At 61.6% G+C, this 20,184-nt stretch carries 6 protein-coding genes; 2 read left to right on the top strand and 4 right to left on the bottom strand.

What is annotated here, in order from left to right; translation table 11 throughout:
• The first annotated feature begins 270 nt into the window (after positions 1-270).
• Positions 271-1,539 (top strand): metallophosphoesterase family protein, encoded by a 1,269-nt coding sequence (locus tag GR197_RS23165; protein WP_164013797.1) that lies wholly within the window; start codon positions 271-273, stop codon positions 1,537-1,539.
• Complete coding sequence (locus GR197_RS23160) at positions 1,540-5,031, top strand: AAA family ATPase (RefSeq protein WP_164013795.1); 3,492 nt, start codon at positions 1,540-1,542, stop codon at positions 5,029-5,031.
• Between the two features lie 149 nt (positions 5,032-5,180).
• Here GR197_RS23160 and GR197_RS23155 read toward each other — a convergent pair whose 3' ends face one another.
• From GR197_RS23155 to GR197_RS23140, 4 genes are all read right to left on the bottom strand, one after another.
• Positions 5,181-6,059 carry an NAD(P)H-binding protein gene (locus GR197_RS23155; protein ID WP_164013892.1) on the bottom strand — a complete coding sequence of 293 codons (879 nt, stop codon included), beginning with the start codon at positions 6,057-6,059 and terminating at the stop codon, positions 5,181-5,183.
• Between the two features lie 166 nt (positions 6,060-6,225).
• Positions 6,226-8,517, bottom strand: coding sequence for a transglycosylase domain-containing protein (locus GR197_RS23150; RefSeq protein ID WP_246724665.1), 2,292 nt, complete (start codon positions 8,515-8,517; stop codon positions 6,226-6,228).
• Between the two features lie 49 nt (positions 8,518-8,566).
• Positions 8,567-14,536 carry an alpha-2-macroglobulin gene (locus tag GR197_RS23145; RefSeq protein ID WP_164013793.1) on the bottom strand — a complete coding sequence of 1,990 codons (5,970 nt, stop codon included), beginning with the start codon at positions 14,534-14,536 and terminating at the stop codon, positions 8,567-8,569.
• A gap of 5 nt (positions 14,537-14,541) precedes the next feature.
• On the bottom strand, positions 14,542-20,178 hold the full coding sequence (locus GR197_RS23140) for a lysozyme inhibitor LprI family protein (protein WP_164013791.1): 5,637 nt from the start codon (positions 20,176-20,178) through the stop codon (positions 14,542-14,544).
• Between the last annotated feature and the right edge of the window lie 6 nt (positions 20,179-20,184).

The raw sequence follows: 20,184 nt of genomic DNA, 5'->3' as shown, positions 1-20,184 counted from the left end.
CACTATATAACGCAAAGGCTTACACCTCCTGAATGAACCTGAGATGAACGTCGCCCACACTGGTTCTGGTGCCGCTTGTTGCACCGTTATCATTTGCCCGGGCGGCTTTGTCAGGACATGGCAGATCAGAACATTGTCGGAGATATGGGCAGCCTCGATGAGCGGTCACTGACGCTAGAAACGTGTGGACAATAGAACAAAAGGGGAATTCGTTGTGGCCTTGGCCGTTCCAATCAAATATGAAGCCAGTTCAATGCTTGAGGTACTGATTTGGCCTATCGCTTCCTGCATACTGCGGACATCCATCTTGACTCACCTCTGAGAACACTTGCGCTGCGCAATCCGGAACTATCGGAGCTTATTGGGCTGGCGACGCGGCGAGCTTTCACCAGAGTTGTAGATCTTTGCCTTGAAGAGCAGGTCGACGCGCTGATTCTCGCCGGAGATCTCTACGATGGCGACCAGACGTCGATGAAGACAGCCCGATTTCTGGCCGAGCAGGTGCGGCGTCTTCACGAGGCTGGCATTCGGACATTCATTATCCGGGGCAATCACGATGCGCTGTCAAAGATCACGACAGAATTGGTGATGCCGGACACCGTCAAGGTTTTTGGCGCGACAGCAGAGGCTGTAGCGATCGATCGCGACGCTGGGCATTTTCCAGTGGCCATCCACGGCCTGAGCTTTGCGAAGTCACACGCTCCCCAGAGCCTGCTTGGTCACTACGCTTCCCCTGTTGCTGACGCGGTCAACATCGGGATCATGCACACGAGCCTTGGCGGATCGGAAAAGCACGACCTCTACGCGCCCTGCAGCGTTGGGGACCTCCAGCAGAGCGGCTTTCGTTACTGGGCTCTGGGTCATATCCACAAGCGGTCAGTCGTGGAGAACGCCGGTTCTGTTATCGTGATGCCGGGAATGCCACAGGGGCGCGACATTAACGAGGACGGCCCCAAATCAGCCTCCCTGGTGACGATCATGGATGACCGTTCGGTCATCGTCGAAGAGCGGCCAACCAACGTCGCGCAGTTCGAACGCCTTCTGGTCGATGTCTCGGATGCATCAGATTGGAAGGCTCTTGTCACTCAGGTTTCGATGCGCCTTGAGAGGCTGCATTCGACCGTTGCTGCGGAACATCTCGTCGCCCGAGTTCAGCTTTACGGGCAAAGCGAGCTTGCTTGGCGGCTCCGACGTGACCTCGATCTTCTTCGCACCGACATAGAAACGCGAGGGTCGTTTATCGGCAATGTTTGGATCGACAAAGTGCAGACCTCGTGCACTGCGCCAAGCGAAGGTGCCAGTTTCGCGAGCGGTGCGCTTGCTGAATTGACCGCGATAATCAACGAGGACGTCCTCTATTCGGAAGGCTATCAGCAGGAGCTTGCTTCGATCGCTGACGAGCTTCGTGGCCAGCTTCCGGCAGAAGCGAGACATATTTTCGGGGCAGGCGAGGAAGGGCTTCGAGACACCCTCGCTAGCTTTGCCGGTGATGGTTCGGCAAGCGTAATTGCGCAGCTTCGCGGTGGTCAGGGGGAATAGATGCGGATAAACCGGCTTGACCTCGTCCGCTATGGCAAATTTACCGACGGCATTATTGATTTCGGCTCCCGTCCCGTCGGATCGCCGGACATTCATGTCATCTATGGGCCGAACGAGGCGGGAAAGTCCACGACGTTCGATGCGATCGTGGATCTGATCTTCGGTATCGGCACGACCAGCAAATATGGCTTTCTGCATCCCTTTCCGACCATGCGCATAGGTGCGGAGGTCAATGTCGGCGGAAAAGATCGGGAATTCATTCGCATCAAGCGACAACAGAATACCCTTCTTGATGATATCGAACGCATCTTGCCGGAGTCAGACATTAGATCGGATCTCGGTGGCATCGATCGCGATGCCTTTACCACGATGTTTTCGCTTGATGACGACAGCCTTGAAAAGGGCGGCGAGGGTATCCTTGCGAGCAGGGGTAACCTCGGCGAGTTGCTGTTTGCCGCAAGTGCAGGCCTCGCGGACCTCAGCAAGCAGCTGACAACCATCCGAGGGTGCGCCGACAGCTTCTATAAATATCGCGGAAAAAGTGGCGCCCTTGGAGACCTCAAGGCTCGTCTTGGAGACCTCAAGCAACAACGCGACGCGCTGGACCTCCAGGCGAGCGAGTACCAGCGGCTCGTGTTGGAGTGCGATAGACTTGGCAACTCGTATGAGCAAGCGCTCGCTACAAGGACCGCGACACAGCGCAGGATCGATGAAATCAAACGCACACTCAATGCGTTGCCCGTCTTGTCCCGTCTCTGCGTCTTGAAGGATCGTCTTACAAACTTCGACGAGTTCCCGGTACCGCCGGAAACCTGGCGGCAGGAAGTCCAGGATCTCATAAGGAGCGACATAGAACTTCGGGTGAAGTCGCAGGACGCAGCCCGCGCCATTGCTTGCCTTGAAGACGAGGTTGCAAATATCTCAATTGATCCAGCGGCTATCGCGGCGGCTGGACAACTAGAAGACCTGCAGGAGCTTCGATCTCGCTACGTTACAGCCGACAAGGATATTCCAAAACTCACCTCGCGTGCGGCGGAGCTTTCAATCGCGAGCATTCTGGTTCAGCTCGGAAGGCCGGGAGAAACGTCTCCGGAGCGGCTGCTTCTCGGCGCGTCCACGGTTGGATCTTTGCGAGCGCTGATTAGCGAAAAGTCGGGCGTCGACGCCAAACGGGTCGCCGCCCAGGAAGAGTTGGGCAAGGTCGAACGTGCGTTACGCAGCGAAGCTGCGGCGGATGTCCCTATTGCGCCACCCGAGCTCATCAAGGCACATCACTCGCTCCAAGCAACGCTCAGAGCTCTGCCGAAAGGTAATCAGGAGATGGCGCTGCGGCAACTTTCTCGTCGCCGGGATGCGGCGTCCGGATCACTCGCAGATGCCTTGGCAGCCCTGAGACCCTGGCAGGGGACCGCGACAGAGCTGTCATCATTGGCGGTTCCCACCGGCTCCAGGCTCGAAGGTTGGAAGGTAAAATTCACATTGGCCGAAGATCGCCAGCGGGCATCTCAAGCCGAATTACAGCGCCTCAAGCCCGAAGCATGTCGACTCCAGGCTGAGGTCGACATCCTTCGTGAGCAGGCAGGACGTATCGACGAGGCGACAGCCACAGCCAGCCGGGCATCGCGCGAACGCGCGTGGGCGGAGCATCGACATGCCCTGAATTCGGGCACTGCGGAAAACTTCGAGAGGGTGATGCGCGCCGACGACCAACTGACCGCGCTGCGGCTTATGCACTTCGCGGAGATGGGCAGTCTTAACCAGCTTATGCAGCGTCGTGCAGCAGTCGCCGCAGACATTGAAAGCCAACAAAAAGCCTCGGCTGAGGCCAAGGCAGACATTGAGGTCGTGAATTCGGAAATCCACCTAGCTGTTGGTGGACCGGCCGAGGCTGGCGTCGCCGATGACCCTTGGGAGCTGGAAGAGTGGCTTCGCAAACGCAAGGTTGCGCTGAATGGCAAGGACGATCTGGCTGCTATAGATCAGGAAGTTGCTGAGCTTTGTGATCATCTGGAGCACTCGAAGAGGTTGTTGGCAGACGCTTTGAAGGCCGCGAAGATCACGTTCCCTGCAAATGCCGAGATCGGCGCCTTGGTCTCCGTCGCGGAGGAGGCCCTAGATGCATTTCACTCCGCCGCGGCCGCGGTTGAGCGCGTTACAAAACTTCGCGACGACCTGAAGGAGCGGACACACGTCTTAGAGGCTGCAGATGAGGCAGCCCAGGCGTGGTCAGGCAAATGGGGTGCCCTGTGCGGTGAATCCTGGCTTAGTGAGATTGGAGAGGTTCCAAGCGTCGGGGCGGTGACGGAGATACTGGGGGTTCTCGAGCGGCTGTCATCGGCGGTCGATGCAAGAGACGGTCTTATCGATCGCGTTCAGAAGATGGAGAAGGACAAGATCCTCTTTGAGGAAAAAGTGAACGAGCTATGTTCGTTGCTTGGTATTGCTCTCGACGGGACGCCCAAAGAGCTCTGCCAAACGATCTTCGAGAAGATCAAAACCGCTGATCTCGACAGCGAGCGGGAAGAGAAGCTGAGGCATGATCTCCTTGAACTTCGAGGTGAAGGCCGCAAATTGGACATCGCTCAAGAACGCCTCCTGGCGCGCGTGACGCAGATGAGCGATTTCTTCGGGGTGAACAACCTCGACGAAATCGAGCGTAGCATAGAGCTTGCCGCTCAGCGCCAGGACCTCATAAAGACCATTACCGACGCTGAGTGCGAACTTATCGAGATCACCGGAGCAGCATCGGTTTCGGAAGTGGAAAAGCTGATAGCCACGACCGACCGATCGCAGATGGAGGATGAGATCGCTAAGCTCGTGCCCGTGCTGGACGATCACGATGTCCGATGCCGGGAACTGTTCCACAACCGATCGAAGGCGCAGGATGCGTTAGATGCAATCGGCGGCGATGGGAAGGTTGCTATGCTCGAGGAGCAAAGGCGAACGACGCTTCTCGAGATCGAAGAGAGCGCTCGCCACTATATGGAAACTCGTGCCGGCGTTGCTGCGGCCGAGCATGCGCTACGATTATATAGGGATCGTCACCGCAGTGGCATGATGTCTCGTGCATCCGAGGCGTTCCGCACGATCAGCCGCGGCGCTTACCTTGGAGTAGCCGCCCAGCCGGGTAAAGACGGCGACGTCCTCATCGCGGTGTCGGCTTCGGGAGGATCGAAGGCGGCAAACGAGTTATCAAAAGGAGCCCGTTTCCAACTCTATCTTGCACTCCGTGTTGCCGGTTACCACGAGTTTGTTGCCAATCGAACACCTATACCGTTCGTCGCCGACGACATCATGGAAACCTTCGACGACTTCAGAGCAGAGGAGGCATTTCGCTTGTTCGCGGACATGGGTATGCGCGGACAGGTAATATATCTTACGCATCATCGCCATCTCACTGAAATCGCAAGGAAGGTCTGCCCGAGCGTGCGGCTCCATGATCTCGAGGATGTTGGAAAACGGCACGAAATTAGGTCGGTCGCTGCAGAGTAGTCAATGAGGGGCTTGCCGCCCCATTTGTATACGGCAAAACGAGCTGTCCGCCGACGCCTCGCCCATGGTGCAAGGCATAGGTCGGCCCGCATTGGTGTCACACCATTGAAAATGAGCAATTTGCTCCGCCGCAGCACTGTCGCTCGGCCTCATACAGGCGGAACAAGCGCTCTTAGTGCGTCAATCAATTCGGTCGTGCCATAGCAAACCTCGCCGGCATTCGGCGCGATGTCGACCAGACCACCCTCGTTTTTTGCATCGTTGGCCTTGATCAAGAGGTCGGCGAGGCTCGCTGGCATGGTCCGTTCGAACGTCTCTTTCCATCGCGACCGGGGCACCGCCTGTGCGTGAACCACCCGGCCCGACAGTTGGCTTACCGCCGCGGCGACATCATTGGCGCTATATCTGCGTGGCCCTTCGGCATGGATGACCTCCAGGTCTCTGCCGCTGTCAGGTCGCAACAGGAGGTTGGCGGCAATCACCCCGAGGTCCTGAGCAGCGATCGTCGGCTGTGCCATCCCAAGCGGGTCTTGAAACGTCGGCAAACTGCCGGAGGCAACGGCCATTGGGAAAACGCGCGCCCAATTGTGCATATGTTCGGCCGATCGCAGCACAAGCACGTGGGCATCGAGCCCGCCGAGCCGGATCTCCAGGCCGTGGAAAACACTGGGCATGCCGATGTCATCGGCGACGTGGGCTCCGTAGTCGGAAATGGCCAGCACCCGCTTCGGGCGCGCCTTTGCCAGCGCATCAACCACGCTTTCGATTGATCGGGTAAGATCGCCGGCCGGGTCCTTCGCCCGTGGCGATACCGGGACGATAATCTGCACGGCATCGGCATCGCCGATCGCCTTTGCGAGGGAACCGGCATCCTGCAGATCGGCCATCGCAATCTCGCAACCAATCTCGCTCAGTCGCGCGGCCTTTGCCGTGTCGCGCAGGATCGCCCGGACCGGGACGCCTGCCCGGCGCAGGGCCGACGACGTTGAAAAGCCGACGTTGCCGGTGGCTCCGATGATTGCAAACATGATATAATCCCTGGTTATGATCTCATTTCTTGCTGAATCTCTCCCAAGATCCCCGGCTCCCTGCTGCAAAGCGATGCGCTCAGGGCGCCGATCCGGCCGCATCCGGCTGACACGCAAGCGGTAATGACATCTATGGAGCCAAAGGATAAGGCACCGCGACACACCCTCATTGCACATACACCGGTACGACCGCAGATGTTTCATCACGGTAGGGCAGGCGGATTTGGAAGCGGTGTTCCCCGCTCTGGATGGGCCAGAAGACAGGCTTGTCGGGGTCGGTGACGGCGAAGGGCTGGCCGTCGACATACCAGACGATCTGCGGCACATGCGGTTGAACATCAGCCTTCAGAGGCAGCCGGTCGAATGCCGCCGGCTGTTCCGGATTGCGCCAGATCTGACTGTTGCGGGCCGGTGTCGAGATGGCGAGACGGATCTGTGGGTTGGAAGCGTCGGCGTTGGCGAGTGAATAATTCGGGCTCCTTTCGCCTGTTGCACTGATCGGCTCTGGTTTGAGGTTAGTGTCCGCGCCAGCCGATCGTGCAGCTACCTTCGGCATCTCGTCGGGCTTTAGCCATTCCACCAGCGTCTGGCTGCAACTATTGTCATTCGTCTGTCCATTGACGACACAGACCTGCATCGGCTTCCGGTCGGGCGGCGTCGGGAAACGAGCGTCGGCGATGTCGCCCGGCTTATTGCCATGCACCCTGTCGAGGATGGCGTGTACGAGGCGGGCGGCACTGCCGGCGCCGGTCATCCGGCTCATCGTGCCGTCATCGCCCCGTCCGATCCAGACGCCAACGATGACCTTCTCCGAATAGGCGATCGCCCAGGCATCCCGATAGCCTTGGGAGGTGCCGGTCTTGATGGCGACGGGGAAGGGATATTCCAGCGTGCCATAGCGATGGAAGCTCGGCAGCCGGGCCTGCGGATCGGACAGGAAGGAGGTAATCAACCGGGCGGTATCGAGCGAAATGACCCGAACGGATTGCGGCTGTGGCTGCTCGCGCGCCCAGCGCAAATCCTGCATCTGGCCGTCATTGGCGAGCGCCCCATAGGCCCGCATCAGCCTGTCCAGGCGGGTCGGCAGCGAGCCGATTGCCATCGACAGCCCGAAATAATCGGCTGGGGTTTCCAGGTCGTGCAGACCGAGATCGCGCAAAAACCGAAACGTCGTCTCGAGACCGATGCTGCGCAGCAGATTGGTGGCGGGCACATTGCGCGAATTGGCCAGTGCCTGGCGCGGCAGCATAGGCCCAAGGAATTCGCGATCCGCATCGCCGATGCCCGATGCGCCTTCCGGCAGATCAAGCAACATATCGGTTGGCTTCAGCAAGCCGCGCTCGAAGGCCAGCGCGTAGACGAAAGGCTTGAGGGTCGAGCCGGGCGAGCGCTGCGTCCGGGTGTAGTCGAAGGCGCCGGCATGCCTGTCGTAATAGTTGCTCGAACCCACCTGGGCGAGAACTTCGCCTGTTTGGCGCGACACCACCATGGCGCCGACTTGCTGCGCGCCCGCAGAACGCCAGTGATCGAGATATTGGCGCGAAAGAGCGGTAACGTCGGCCTGCAGGGTGAGGTCGATCGTCGTGTGGATCAGCGGTGTGCTGGTGGAGGCTGGCGTAATCTGGCCGTTCTCGATGAGGTCGTGAAACCGCAATATCAGGTGCAGGGCATCCGGGCGGCGGGGTATGTCGGGCATCCGCATCTGATCGAGCTGGCGATGGGCGATCTCTGCCTCGTCAGCCCTGATGATCTTCTGTTTCGCCAGCGCGTCCAGCATTTGATGGCCGCGGTGAATGGCCCGGCGCAAGCCCTCCGGCCGCAGCGGGTTCATCCGGGTCGGCGACTGCGGGATGGCTGACAGCAGCGCGATTTCGGCCCAGGACAAGTCTGCCACCGGCTTGTCGAAATAGAGCCGCGCCGCATGGGCGATGCCGTGGCTGCCGTTGCCGTAAGGCGCCAGCCGCAAATATTGCCCCAGCATTGCGTCGCGGCCGTAGCGCAAGGTCAGCAGGACGCCGGTGCCGGCCTCAAGGGCCTTGTGGATGAGCGTGCGCGATTCCGGCCGCTGCATCCGTGCCACTTGCATCGCAACGGTCGAGGCGCCCGAGCGGCGCCCGACGGTATCGAGATTTTGCCAGGCTGCGCGGCCGACAGCATAGGGATCGACGCCGATATGGTCGTAGAACCGCCTGTCTTCGAGGGCAAGCGTTGCTTTGACGACGCGGTCGGGCAATTGCTCCAGCGGCCAATAGCCGTAATCGATACGCCCACTTGCGCCGTCGGCATGGCCGATCTGAGCGAGGAACGCGCCGCCGCGATCAAAGAGTATCGGCGTCGGCGCAGGCGCGATCAGCTGGGCGCGCTGATTGATGAGATAGCCATAGACCAGGACGCCGGCTGCGAGAACCAGCGAGGAGAAACGGACAAGCGTCGATCGGCGGCTTCTCAAGCGTGTCATTGCCCGGCTGGCTGGCTCCTCGTCTGATATCTGTTCCGATTGTGAAGGCTCACTTCGCCACCACGATTTGTACGGCGGCACTCATTCCCTGAACGCCCTTTTGATACATGGTTTCGGCAAGGGCCTGGGGCTGCGTGTAGGAACCGGGGATCAAGGCGCGCGTCCGGTAGGCAAAGGTGTAGTTGCCCTTCGGCAGCCTCTCGGAAGCACAAAATACCTGATCGTCGCCATAGGAAACCCAATCGGTCGGCAAGGTCGGCGCGACTGCCGGTGTCGCCTCAGCCGGGGCGGTGGCAATGTTGGGGTTGAGAGGATCAAGCCCGGCTGCAAGCGGGAGGGTAAGGGCGACATGGGTGCGATCTTCCGAGACGACCAGTTCGATCCTTTCCTCCAGCACGTCGCCGACCTTGAGCTGGATCGCACCTGTAGCATCGGGGACCAGCTTCTCCAGCGGCGCGTTGCCCGTGGGGACCCGGTAAAGCGTGCGGGTAAGGGCAAATCCCCGGCTTTCGGCCTGCGCGGTGTAGCCGGCTTCGGCAGAAAGATAGGTGATTTCCACCAGCGCCAGAGCGGTCGTCGTGCCGGTATTCTGGATGGTGACGGCGCCCGGATCCAGGGTGACCTGTCGCAGCACGGGGGTATTTGCGTCGAGCGTCAGGTTTTGAACATTGCCGTTCTGGGCCAGCGTCAGCGGCAAGGGCGTCGTCGGCCTTTGCCATGCGGCGGCAAGCGCGCGGATCGCAGCCGAAGTGGCATTGGTCGAGCCCCAGCCATCGCCTTCGCCGAGTTGCAGCAAGGCGGTTTTCAAAGCCGGATAGCGCGGATCCGTTTCCGAGGTCAGAGCCGCGGCGCGCACCATTTCGGCGAGACTGCGGGTTTCGGAAGGCAGGATGATCGGGCTGCCCCCATCCTCGGCCTGGCCGTTATAAACCAGCTGGCCATTGCGGGAGAGGATGCGGACGCGTGACCACATCGTGTCGGCCAGACCGCCGACAAGGTGTGGGTCGGCGTCGGGCGCACCCGCTGCCGCCGCCGTCATTCTGGCGACGCTGGCATTCGGCATCAACGCCGCCGAGCGGGCAAGTTCGGCTGTATAGGCTGCGTCGAGCTTGCCGCCTTCGGCCAGTGCCGTCAGAGCCTCGACCCGTTCGCGTATCTCGTCGCCGCTGAGCAGATGCGGATAATCCGAACGCAGCGATAGTTTCAGTACGCTCGCAAGCCGATCCGACAAAGCCTTGTCAGTGGGCACGCCCGCCTTATCGGCCGCAACCAGGAAAGAATAGGCCCAGGCCGTCAGCGAGACATTGCCCTTGCTGTGCGGCCAGAAGCCGACAAGGCCATCGGCGTCGACCGCCTGGCCGATTGCCAGCACCGTGTTGTGCACATCGCCATCGATGCGTTTTTCAAGGTTTGTTGCCGCCAGGATCGGTGCGAAACTTTTGAAAGCGATGCCGGAGGAGGCGAGCGATATGCGTTGTTCGGTGGAGCCATAGGGCGATTCCACCAAAGTGTTGAGCCCGGCAACCAGCTTCACCAGTGCCGGATCGGCGGTGAACGTCATCGCACGCTGATATGATCCGGGGCGCACGTCTTGCTGGGGTGGCGGCAGCGTTTTCGAGCTGCCCGCCGGTATCTCGACGATCTCGTAATGCTTGGTCGGGATGCGGTCTGGTTTCAACGGCAGCGTGATTTCCACGGCGTCGCTGGCGTGGTCGGCGACACGCTCGACCCCGAAACGCAATAGCACGTCCTCCTTGCCGGGCTTTGGCTCGGGTACCTCAGCGAGAACGCCGATGTGAGCCGGCTTGTTCTCTTCCCAGGCGAAGGAAAGATCCTTGCTGCCCTCCAGCGTCAATCCATCGGAAGCAATGGATGCAGCACCGGCGCCGCCACCGCCCTCGATGACACGGGCAATGATGTTGGCCTCGAATTGGTCGCCATAGCGCAGGAAGCGGGGCAGGGCCGGTTGGGCGACGATTTGCTGCCGGATCAGCATTTCGCCGGTGCCATAGCCGAAGCGGTCGGGACCGCTGACGGCCTTGGCGCGCAGCTTGAAGACGGTCAGCGAGTCCGGCAGTTTCACCTTGATCTTTGCGACGCCATCCGGGCCGATCTTCACGGCGGGAAGATAGATCGGTACCGGTGTAAAATTCTTGCGGACGGAAATATTGTTGTCCGTGCCCCATTCCTCTCGCTCGTCGCCGCCCGGCACCTCGTCCAGCGGAATGATGCCGAAGGCCATGTTGCGGGTGTCGCGCAGCGCCATGGTGGATTGGCGCTTGACGATAAAATTCGGCAGCGGGTCCAGAGGCTGTTCCGGTGCCAGCGACAGCACGGCCTGGTCGATCATCCAGAAGGTGGCATCGCCCGCGATCGGCTGACCGGTATCGTCGGCCAGATGCAGCGTGACCTCGACTTCGTCACCAGGGCGGGCCTTCTTCGGATAATCCAAGGTGAGATTGACGGTGTTCTTCACCGGCTTCACCGTCACCGTCTTCGTCGCGGCGATCGTTACAGGCTTGCCCTGGTCGAAGGGTGCGTTCGGCGTGGGGATGCTGGTCTCCAGCCGGCCGCGCAGGATGAGGAAGTGCACGGGAATTTGCGGCGTATATTCCTTGCGGACGGGCACGGCATAATGGCCGTATCCATCGGCGATATCGACCCAATCATAGCGGAAATTTCCCTCAGGCTCTTCGACGACAGCGAGCGCGCGGGCCGTCTGGAAGGGCGACTGGATCAACAGGTTGGCGGTTTCGCCGGGAATATAACTATCCTTGTCTGTGGTCACGACCGCGGTGCGTGCGGGCGCCTGTGCCCAGGTAACCGGCGTGGTGCCGCCGACGAAGAAGTCGACGCTCACCTGCTGCCGGCGGCCGATCCGGTCGCTGGCCTCGAGTTGAATGACATAGACGCCTGCCTCCTTCGCCTCGAGCGCCAGGGTCTGGATATCCCTCGTGCTGGTAATCTTGCGCTCCAGCACGGTGTCGTCCATGACCTGCGTGACGTATTTTGCCGAACCCTGGCTGAAGTCGCTCGCCTGCAGGGTCGACGTCCAGTTGCGGTGGATCAGGCGCGCCGTCATCTCCAGCCCGGCGACGGGATCGCCATTGCCGTCGACCGCCAGGATCTCAGGCTCGATGGCGCCTGGATTTGGCACATAACGCGGCACCTTCAGGCCAAGCACGAAGGGCGGGACGGCAAAGACGTTGGTGATGCTGCGCACCTGCAGATCATCGTCACCGGTAACCGTTGCCTCGATCATATAGCGGCGGGGTTGCGCCGTCGGCTCGATCGTCGTGTCGAAGCTGATGCGCGAGGCGCCGCCGGCGTCTGTGCTGCCGTCTCGTTCGAGCGCCGGCGAGGATTTAAATTCATCGCCGCCGGAGTAACGGGAATCCGTCGAAAAAAGGAAGCCCTCGTGGCCAGGTGGCGTCCAGTTGTAGGGATACTGCACGGCGCGCCAGCGGATCGGACGATCCGCCAGCAGGCCACCGGCGAAATAGCGGGCGATCAGATCAACGTTGAAGGAGGAATCGAGTGGTACGGTTTGCGGATTGTTGAGCACGACTTCAAAAGTCGGCAGGCGATAGGCCTCCTTCTTGAAGGAGATGCTGCCGCATTGGACCGTATTGTCGGCCGGGCTCGCGGCGCTGCTGTCGCTATCGGCGGTCTGAGCCGTGTCGGCCTGGCTATCGTCAGCCTGCCCATCATCGGTCGCGTCATCACCCGCCTGGCCGTCGGCATTCCCGTCCTCACCGGATGTCTGCGCCGGTTGAGATTGGTCGGTAGCCCCCGCCGTGCCGCCGGGTTCGAAATGAACTTCATAATCGCCCGTTGCCGGCGTCTCGGCGTCGAATTTGTGGTAAAAGCCGCCGAATGCGTCCAGCCGCACCGGTATGCGCCACTCCTGTTTGTCAGGGCCGGTAATCACGATCTGGCCGCCTTGCGTCGGCAGCGTCAAGTGGCCGCCGAGATAGCTGCGGACATAGCCCTTGATATGCACGGGCTCCTCCGGGCGGTAGATCGGCCGCTCGGTGAAGACATGGCAAAGGGTGCGGCTCTGCTCGGTGCGGGTGTCCGTCGGATTGGTCGTCCAATCCAGCCAGGCGGCCGACGGCTTGGTCCAGTTGTCCTGAGCATATTGGGCCGGGGCATGATCGGGGTCGACGACCAGGGTATCCAGCCCCTTCGTCACGATGACGCGCCGGATCTTCGCATCGGCGCGCTGCTGCAGCTCCCAAGAAAAGAAGCCCTGTGCGTCTGTCGTCCCCGTCGCCAGCGTGACGAATTTGCCGTCGCGCAACCCGTCGAGGCGGATCTGCGCGCCGCTGATCGGATTGCCCTTGGCAAGCGAGGTGACGGCAAATCGTACCCGGTCCTGTTCCTCCACCGCGCTCAAGGTCAGGTCGGTGACCTGCACACGAAGCCAATGTCGGGTTTGATTGTCCACCGCACGCAGGCCGACGAGATAGGTGCCGGGCTGGTCAGGCCCAGCGATCCGGGCAAAAAAGGATTTCAGATCCAGGCCGAATTTGGTGGCGGCGCCGCCCTTGTGAATCGGCAGGTCCACGAATTCGGATATAGCAGGCGATCCGAGCGCCTTGACGCGCGCCTGGATCGCGTCGGCTGAAATCTCATCGCTGTCGGCCCATTTCTGCGGCTCCTTGCCGGGCAGAGGCGGCGCTTCGTAGTCATCCGTCTCGAGGCCGGGTTGCGGGAAAGGCCAAAAATCGCGGGACAGCGGATCGATTGCGTGGATGCGCACGTCGGCCCTGTCATAGCCGCGCCCACGCAACGGCACGAGTTGCGGGCCAAAACGCTCGACCACGCCCTGCGACGCATCCCAGACGAGCGAGGACTGTTCCGGTGCGAAGGCGAATTTCTGGCCGAAACCGGTCGCCAGCGGTCTGCCGCGGTCATCCGTCAAGGCGCCGGCGGTCACATCGAGCGTATAGACCTTGTCGGTGAGAAAGCGGCCATTGATGTAAAGACGGCCGTCGCTGGCTTCCGCCGTCAGATCGTCGACCGGTGGAGAAATGCGCAAGGCGTCCCGGACCGAAAACTGCTTCCCGGCCACCGGATTGCTCGAAAACCGGAAGATCAGGCCACGACCCGATCGAGCGATCGGCGCTGCCTCGGCATTGTCGAGCGAGTTGCCGTCATCATCGACCGCGGCGCTGTCGTCGCTGACGGTGGCGTTGGACGTGCAGCGCATGATGTCATCGCTTGTGGCGGCGTCGAAGCCTCGTCCGCAATCGGAACTGGTCATGGTGAAGGGCACTGCGGTACGCACGCGCAACTCGAAGGTCTGGTCGTTGAAGTCTGGCGTGTCGGCAAGCTTTAACCGCAGAATGGCAACGCGGCCATCGGGCACGCTGGCATGCAGCTTCACCACATAGGATTGCTGGTCGCCGCGGCTGTTGCGTTCGAGCGGCTGGATATCGAAATCCTGCGCCCCCAGCATCAAACCGCCTTCGTCGCCAATGCCGGGCGCCGGACGCAGCTCGATCGACAGAAGCCGGCTCAGCGCCGGAACATCGACGGGTTCGGCAAAGGTCAATGTGACCTGGTCGAGCTCGCTGACGGGATCATCGGGTGCGGCCGGAGCCGTCGATACCGGCACCGGCAGCAGCGGTATCAGTTCCGTCGTGCCGCCCGCGTCCTTGTCATGAGCCAGCATCGTTACCTTGACGCGCGACAGCGGCTGCCACTTGTCGGCCGGGCGGAATTGCAAGGCGCGTGCGCCGAGCCACTGCCAGGCGCCGGCAGCCGCCGGTTCCATGGTCACAAAACGCTCAGGCGAATCCTCCGGGCCGCCGGTTGCGGGGCCGGTATCGGTGGGGAAGAAGATCGTGACCGGATCATAGGCGCGCAGGAACCTCTCCGGCACGATTTTGACGCCGTCGGCGCGCTGCAGGACATCCAGTGCCAACGAGGCAGCACCTTGCTGGGCATGACCGCTTGCAACCGGCGTTGAAGAGGCAAGAGCGAGGGCAATGAGAAATACGATTTTTTTCATTGGTTTCACTTCGATCCCGTGGGCTTCAAACCGGCACGCTGCAAATAATCGCTGACAATTTCGGGCGGCGGACCTGCGGGCGGTGGTGACAATCCAACCACCGAGGGCCTGACGATGAGCGTCGGTGCGTCCGCCGGTGCGCGCGCTTCCAGGAGGTAAGAGCCTGGCGCGAGCTGCTTCAATTGATTGACGCCGTCGCCGAGCACTTGGCCCTTGGCATCCAGCAGCCGGCCGATGGCAAGATCCGGATCGGAACGCAGGCCGACACCGATATTGCCGCTATTTATAACCTCGAAGCCGAACAAGGCTGTCGCGCCCGGTGCAAGCACGACCGGGGCGCCGATGCCGTCGTTGACCGGGACGACCGGTGTTGCCGTCATATCCAGGTTGCCTGACAAGGGGCCCTCATGCGTGGAATAGAGCGTCAGGACTGCCTCGCCCGCCGCCAGATAGCGGTGGAATTCCGCTCCCGTCGGAAATAGCTGCAGGTCGCGGTGACCCCCTTGCTCCAGGCCGACAATGACGGGGGCGTCGGTGCTGACGTCAAGCACCATCGGTTGGGCCGGATCGAGGCGGAAGGCCATGGCCTCACCCTCGAGTGTCACGCTCTGCGGCAGGGTCATCGATTTTGGTTCTGGCTTGGGCCAGGGCGACTTGCGATCCCGTTCCAGCCACAGCGCCACGAGGCCGGCACCGTGATCGACGATCAGTTGCCCAGGTCCGGACACGGGAATGCTGTCACCACGCGAGACCCGACCGTCGGAGCCGATAAAGGTCGCCGCGCCGCCGGAGACGTTCAGGACATCTCCTTTCATGGCATCAACCGCGATTTCTTCCGATCCGACCGTGCCGAAGAACCGTCGCTTGATCTGATCATTGCCGAGCGTAACGGCTTGGCCCGGCGACAGGCTAACGCGCGCCGAGCCGGCATCCCCCGTCAGGTTGACGAGCCAGATCTCCTCAGTCGACGTCGCGATGCTGCGCGACAGCGGAGCTGCACCCGACCAGACGTTCAACAATTGCGAGGTTGAAGGGGCGGAGACGACGGCGATCCCCGGCGCCAGGTCGAGGGTGAGCCGTTTCACTGCCGGTGCGAGCTTCACCGGCCGCGCGCTGAAGGCTGGAATGGTGGTCGTCAAGGTGCCATTCAGCTGCACTGCCTCGAGCTCGGCAGCATCGACCGGTCTAAGCCGCAGCTGCAGGCTTTCATCGCTTGCGGCGTTCCAGATATGCAGATCCTGATTATCGGAGAGCGCGACCGCACTGTTGAGGCTGATGCCCATGCCGCGTCCGGCCGTCAGGCCCGGCTGTCCAAAAGCCGAATCCGCGCGCCACAATCTGACTTTGCCCGGCAAAGCCGGTGCGGCTGGGATAATTGCCTGATCTCCTGGCGCAAGCGTCAGCGCGATTTCTGCCTCGGGCTGCGCTGGGTTTACCTGCACATGGCTCGCTGCGCGGGAGACCAGCCATAAACGATCCGATTGCGGAGCAAAAAGTCCGGGCATGGCCGCCGTGAGCGGACGGTCCGCACTTGCGCCGACAAGCAGATCGGCGGCAGCGCCAAGGTCGACGAGGCCGGCCGATGGTGCATGCGCGAGAGCAACGTTCAAGGAGAGATCAAGGCCATCGATGGTCACCGGATCCAAGGCAATGTCGCCGGGCTCGCGCATATCGCGGGCGATGCTGCGCGCGGCGATTTTGATGGGTGCTGCTCCACCATCAAGGGTCCAGACCGATGCGCGCCGTTGTGCACCTCCCTCGGACGCCGGCCAGGCGATCAGCGGCGTGCGGCCACGGGCAAAGGCTTGCGGCTTCCAATTGCCGTCGGCGTCTCGTTTTTCGACGGAGAGAACCAGCTCACTGGTGGACTGGGCTGCGACCAGCGCAAGTTGATCCTTTGTGTTGGCCGGCAAGGGAAAAGCAAAGACGGAGGCGCCGTTGACCTCGGCGGTGCCGCTCTCGGTGAGGGCTGGCTGCGGCTGCTCCTGCGGCAGGGCAAACTGAACTTCGATATCCCCAACGTCGGCCTGGTCGTCGCTGGCCTCCTGCTCACCATCACCGGAGTCGGCGTCTTGATCGTCGGAACCGTCATCTGATTGACTGCTGGCCGGGCCTGACGCTGCCGCCTGATCAAGGGCCAGCGTATAGGATCCCGCCGGCAGGCGAGTGGAGAGCGCGATGTTCCAATCATCGCTGCGCCCCGTCAGGCGTTCGACTACGGCGCCATGCTCGTCCTTCAACACGCCTTTGATTTCGCTGCGGCCGAACGTGCCGAGGCTGACGACACGGTCCTTGTCGACATTGAAGGAAAGCTCGGCGGGAAGGTTGACGAAGCGTGCTTCGCCCGGCTGCAAATCCTGGGTGTTCAGGGTAATCTGATAATCCAGTCGGTCATCATGGGCGAGGCTCATGAGATCGATGCGATAATGCCCGGCCTTCAACGTGCCGGTGAATTGGGGAGCGGCGACAAATCGGGCGATCTGGTCCTTGTCGTCGCGAAACAGAGTGCCGATCATGCCTTCGGTCAGGTCGATGCTGACATCGGCATCGGCAAGGAGATCAAACGTCCAGCTATCGGCAACGCGTGCGTCGCTTTTGCTCTGAGGCTCGCGCCACTGAAATGCTTGGGACTGATTGAAGGCCAGTGGGTGTGGTCCGTGGCCCTGCAACTGCGGTGGGTCGATGACCGGTCTTAGCCGTGCGACAAACCGCGTGTCGACGTCGCGCGGCAGGATTACCAGACGGTAGTGCCCCGGGGTGAAATCCTGACTGAGCGTGGAAAGCGGGCCTGGCGCGGTGAGCGGCCATCCCTCCGCATCCTCGAGACGCGCGGTAAGGTCTTCGCCCAGGGAATAGAGATCGAGCTGATAGGTTCCTGCAGTTGCGATCTCGATCGGCACGATGGCGCCGCGCCCGCCTGAGAGGGCCCCTCGGCTGGTGCCATCGGCGACCAGGCTTGCCGCGGTCAACAGCGAGGCCGGCGTAACGGCGACGCCGAGATGGCCGGAGGAATTCTGGGCGGAGACGTCAACCTGATAGGTTCCCGCGCGCAGATAGGTTTGCAGCAGCGCATTATGGCCATCGCCATTGTCCGACGCTTCCCCCAGTCCCGGCAGGAATGAGGTGCCAAGGCTCAGCGATGTCTGCAAACGGCCAAGGGTTTCGATGCGGTAAAGCCCGCCCTCGGGAACCTCGAGCCGGTAGGATTTCTGCGCGTTTTCGGCGAGATCGAGAAACTGGCTTTGGCCGACAATCAACGAGGATGCGGGGGTCGGCGAGGCGATTTTCTGCGCCGCAGCAGCATCCGGCTGCCAGCTGACGACGATGGACCGGGCAGCGGCAGGGGCGGGGAAGCGCAGTGTCAACGTGCGGCCCTTTGCGTCGACACGTTGGTTGCTGGTCGCAAAAGCGACGGATGTATTGTGCATGTCGACGGCGGCGATGGTCCCGCCAGGGGGCACACGGACGTCGATCTGCAAATCCGCTGGCGATGCCGGCCGCGACAGGGCGTTCGCATCGTCATTCGCGGCGCCTTTGGCCTGCGGCACGGGCGCCGGCATATTGGACATCGGCTGATCTGGCAGGGGTTGCGGCTGCGCCGAGGCATCGACGGGCTGCCAAAGCGCCAGTGGCCGCACCTGCAGATCGGCGGGCAAGGCCACGGCACGAGGTCCCGTCAGCAAACCGGGCGCAGCATTGGTGATGATCTGGTAGCGCGTGGCCTTTTCGGCTTCCCGGATGCCAAAGGAAATAGTCGTGCGTGCCGGAGCGGCGGGTTGGACCGGTGGGAGGAGGCCCGGCGTGCCGAAGGAAAGGTCGACGATGCCGACGGCATTATTGTCGGGCAGCAGGCGCAGCAGATAATAGCCGGCGTCCAGATCGAAACGATCGGCGTTGCGGCCATCGGCGCGCGGGGCATTGCCAACCAGAACCGGGCTGATGTCGGCATGCAGCGCAACGCCTGAGGTGCGGATGCCGATCTGGCCCGCTTGGGTCATCTCGAATAGAAGCGATGTCGGCCCGCGCAAGTTGAAGCGTCGCCGCCAAGCCTGGCCTGGCCCCAGATGAGGCAGGTCGGAAGCGACGATGGTGGCTTTGCCACTGCTATCCTGGCGCACCAACAGAGCCGTGGCCGGAATTTCATCGTGGCCTTCGCCGGCAACGTCGAGACTGATGAGATTGGCCACCGAGCCTTTGAATTGGGTCTCGGTGCCGAACCGAAGCCCGCGGAGCTGGAAAGGCTGGCCTTCATAACCCGAGACTTCGACAATACTCACCTGGCTGTCTGTCGAAAGCGAAAGCGTGGCTATCGGTTCACGGCTAGCCTTATCGATCGCGGCGCTCTGAAAAGCCGTCCCTGTGTCGGAAATCCGACCGGCCCGGAGCACCGCCGGTGCCGATTGCGGCAGCTCCAGGCGGAAGGTATCGAGATCTGCCGGCGCCTCAAAACGTATCGAGCCGAAAGGGCCGATGACATTTTCGGCAATCCCTCCGGCCAGCGATATCTGCGTGCCGGTGCGAATGTGGAATGGCTCTGCGGCGTCCGAATTGGTCCAGACAAGCTTCTGGCCGCCATAGGCCGTCACGAGATAGCGGCCGGCCTCGACCTTTCCCGTCAGCGTGGCCCGGGTCATGGGGAGGCCCGGCTTCAGTTCGAAAATCGACATTTTCGGCGAGAGAGCGGCAATATCGGTGCCGTTTCGCCACAAGCGAAGATCCTGAAGCGAGCGTCCAACGGCCTCGATATCGACGCGCCCGGCATCGCGAATGTCGATCCAATAGGATCTTTGTTGCAGATCGCTTAGATCGGCATGGATTGGGGTGGCGGAGGTCAAAGCGGCGTCGGGCTGTTCAAGCTCCTGATAGGCCTGTGCGGTAAGCTTAACGTCGCCGGCGGCTCCCTTGGCGCCGAACACACGGATCTTGTAGGTGCCTTTATCGAGCAGGGCGTCGATCCGGCCGTCGCTGACCCCGGCGGCGCCCATGCGGTCCCCAGGGCCTGCGATCATATCGACGAGCTGCAATGCTTCACCCGAGGTGCTCTGCGTACGGATGGTGATATGGCCGGGCGTGTCGACGGTCAGCAAGGTGCTGCCATCCTGATCGGCAGGCAGTTGATCCGAGGCCAAATGCGGCTGCGACACAAGCCGGGGCAGGGCCTTTATGGGCGCGGGTTGAGGCGCTGCGGCAACCAACGGCGCCGATGTATCTTGTCCCGCAGCAGGCGGTGTCGTCGGTGCTGTTGATGGTGCAAGCTCGACGGCGGATTCTGCCGGCTTGTGGCTGGGAGACGCGCCAGCTGCTACAAGCGCTTCAAGACGCGTGTGATAGCTTGTTGTGAGGCATGCCGACAGCCGGACCGGATCGGTGTCTACACAGGATTTGTTGCGGTCAGCCAACCAGCGGCGCTGTTGCTGGCGTAGATCGTTCAGCTTTGCCGGGTCGCCGTTGAGATCGGTCAATGCCTGCCGATAGGAGGCCGCCAAGGCAGTGTCCTGAGCAATCAAGGCAGGGGAGGCACAAATCGCCTTTTCAATAGCGGACTGCGCCTTGCCGCAATCAAAGGATTGCGCATGGGAGACTGCTGAGAAAAGACAACCACTGAGGGCAACAAGCAAACGCAGGCGAGGGACGAAAGCCATGGATAA

Source organism: Rhizobium phaseoli (assembly GCF_010668805.1).
Lineage (GTDB): Bacteria > Pseudomonadota > Alphaproteobacteria > Rhizobiales > Rhizobiaceae > Rhizobium > Rhizobium phaseoli_A.
This window is presented reverse-complemented; position numbering and strand designations above follow the sequence as displayed.

Coding starts and splice junctions, on each gene's coding strand:
- GR197_RS23155 (WP_164013892.1), bottom strand. CDS start 6,059: ATGTTTGCAATCATCGGAGCCACCGGCAACGTCGGCTTTTCAACGTCG.
- GR197_RS23160 (WP_164013795.1), top strand. CDS start 1,540: ATGCGGATAAACCGGCTTGACCTCGTCCGCTATGGCAAATTTACCGAC.
- GR197_RS23150 (WP_246724665.1), bottom strand. CDS start 8,517: ATGACACGCTTGAGAAGCCGCCGATCGACGCTTGTCCGTTTCTCCTCG.
- GR197_RS23140 (WP_164013791.1), bottom strand. CDS start 20,178: ATGGCTTTCGTCCCTCGCCTGCGTTTGCTTGTTGCCCTCAGTGGTTGT.
- GR197_RS23145 (WP_164013793.1), bottom strand. CDS start 14,536: ATGAAAAAAATCGTATTTCTCATTGCCCTCGCTCTTGCCTCTTCAACG.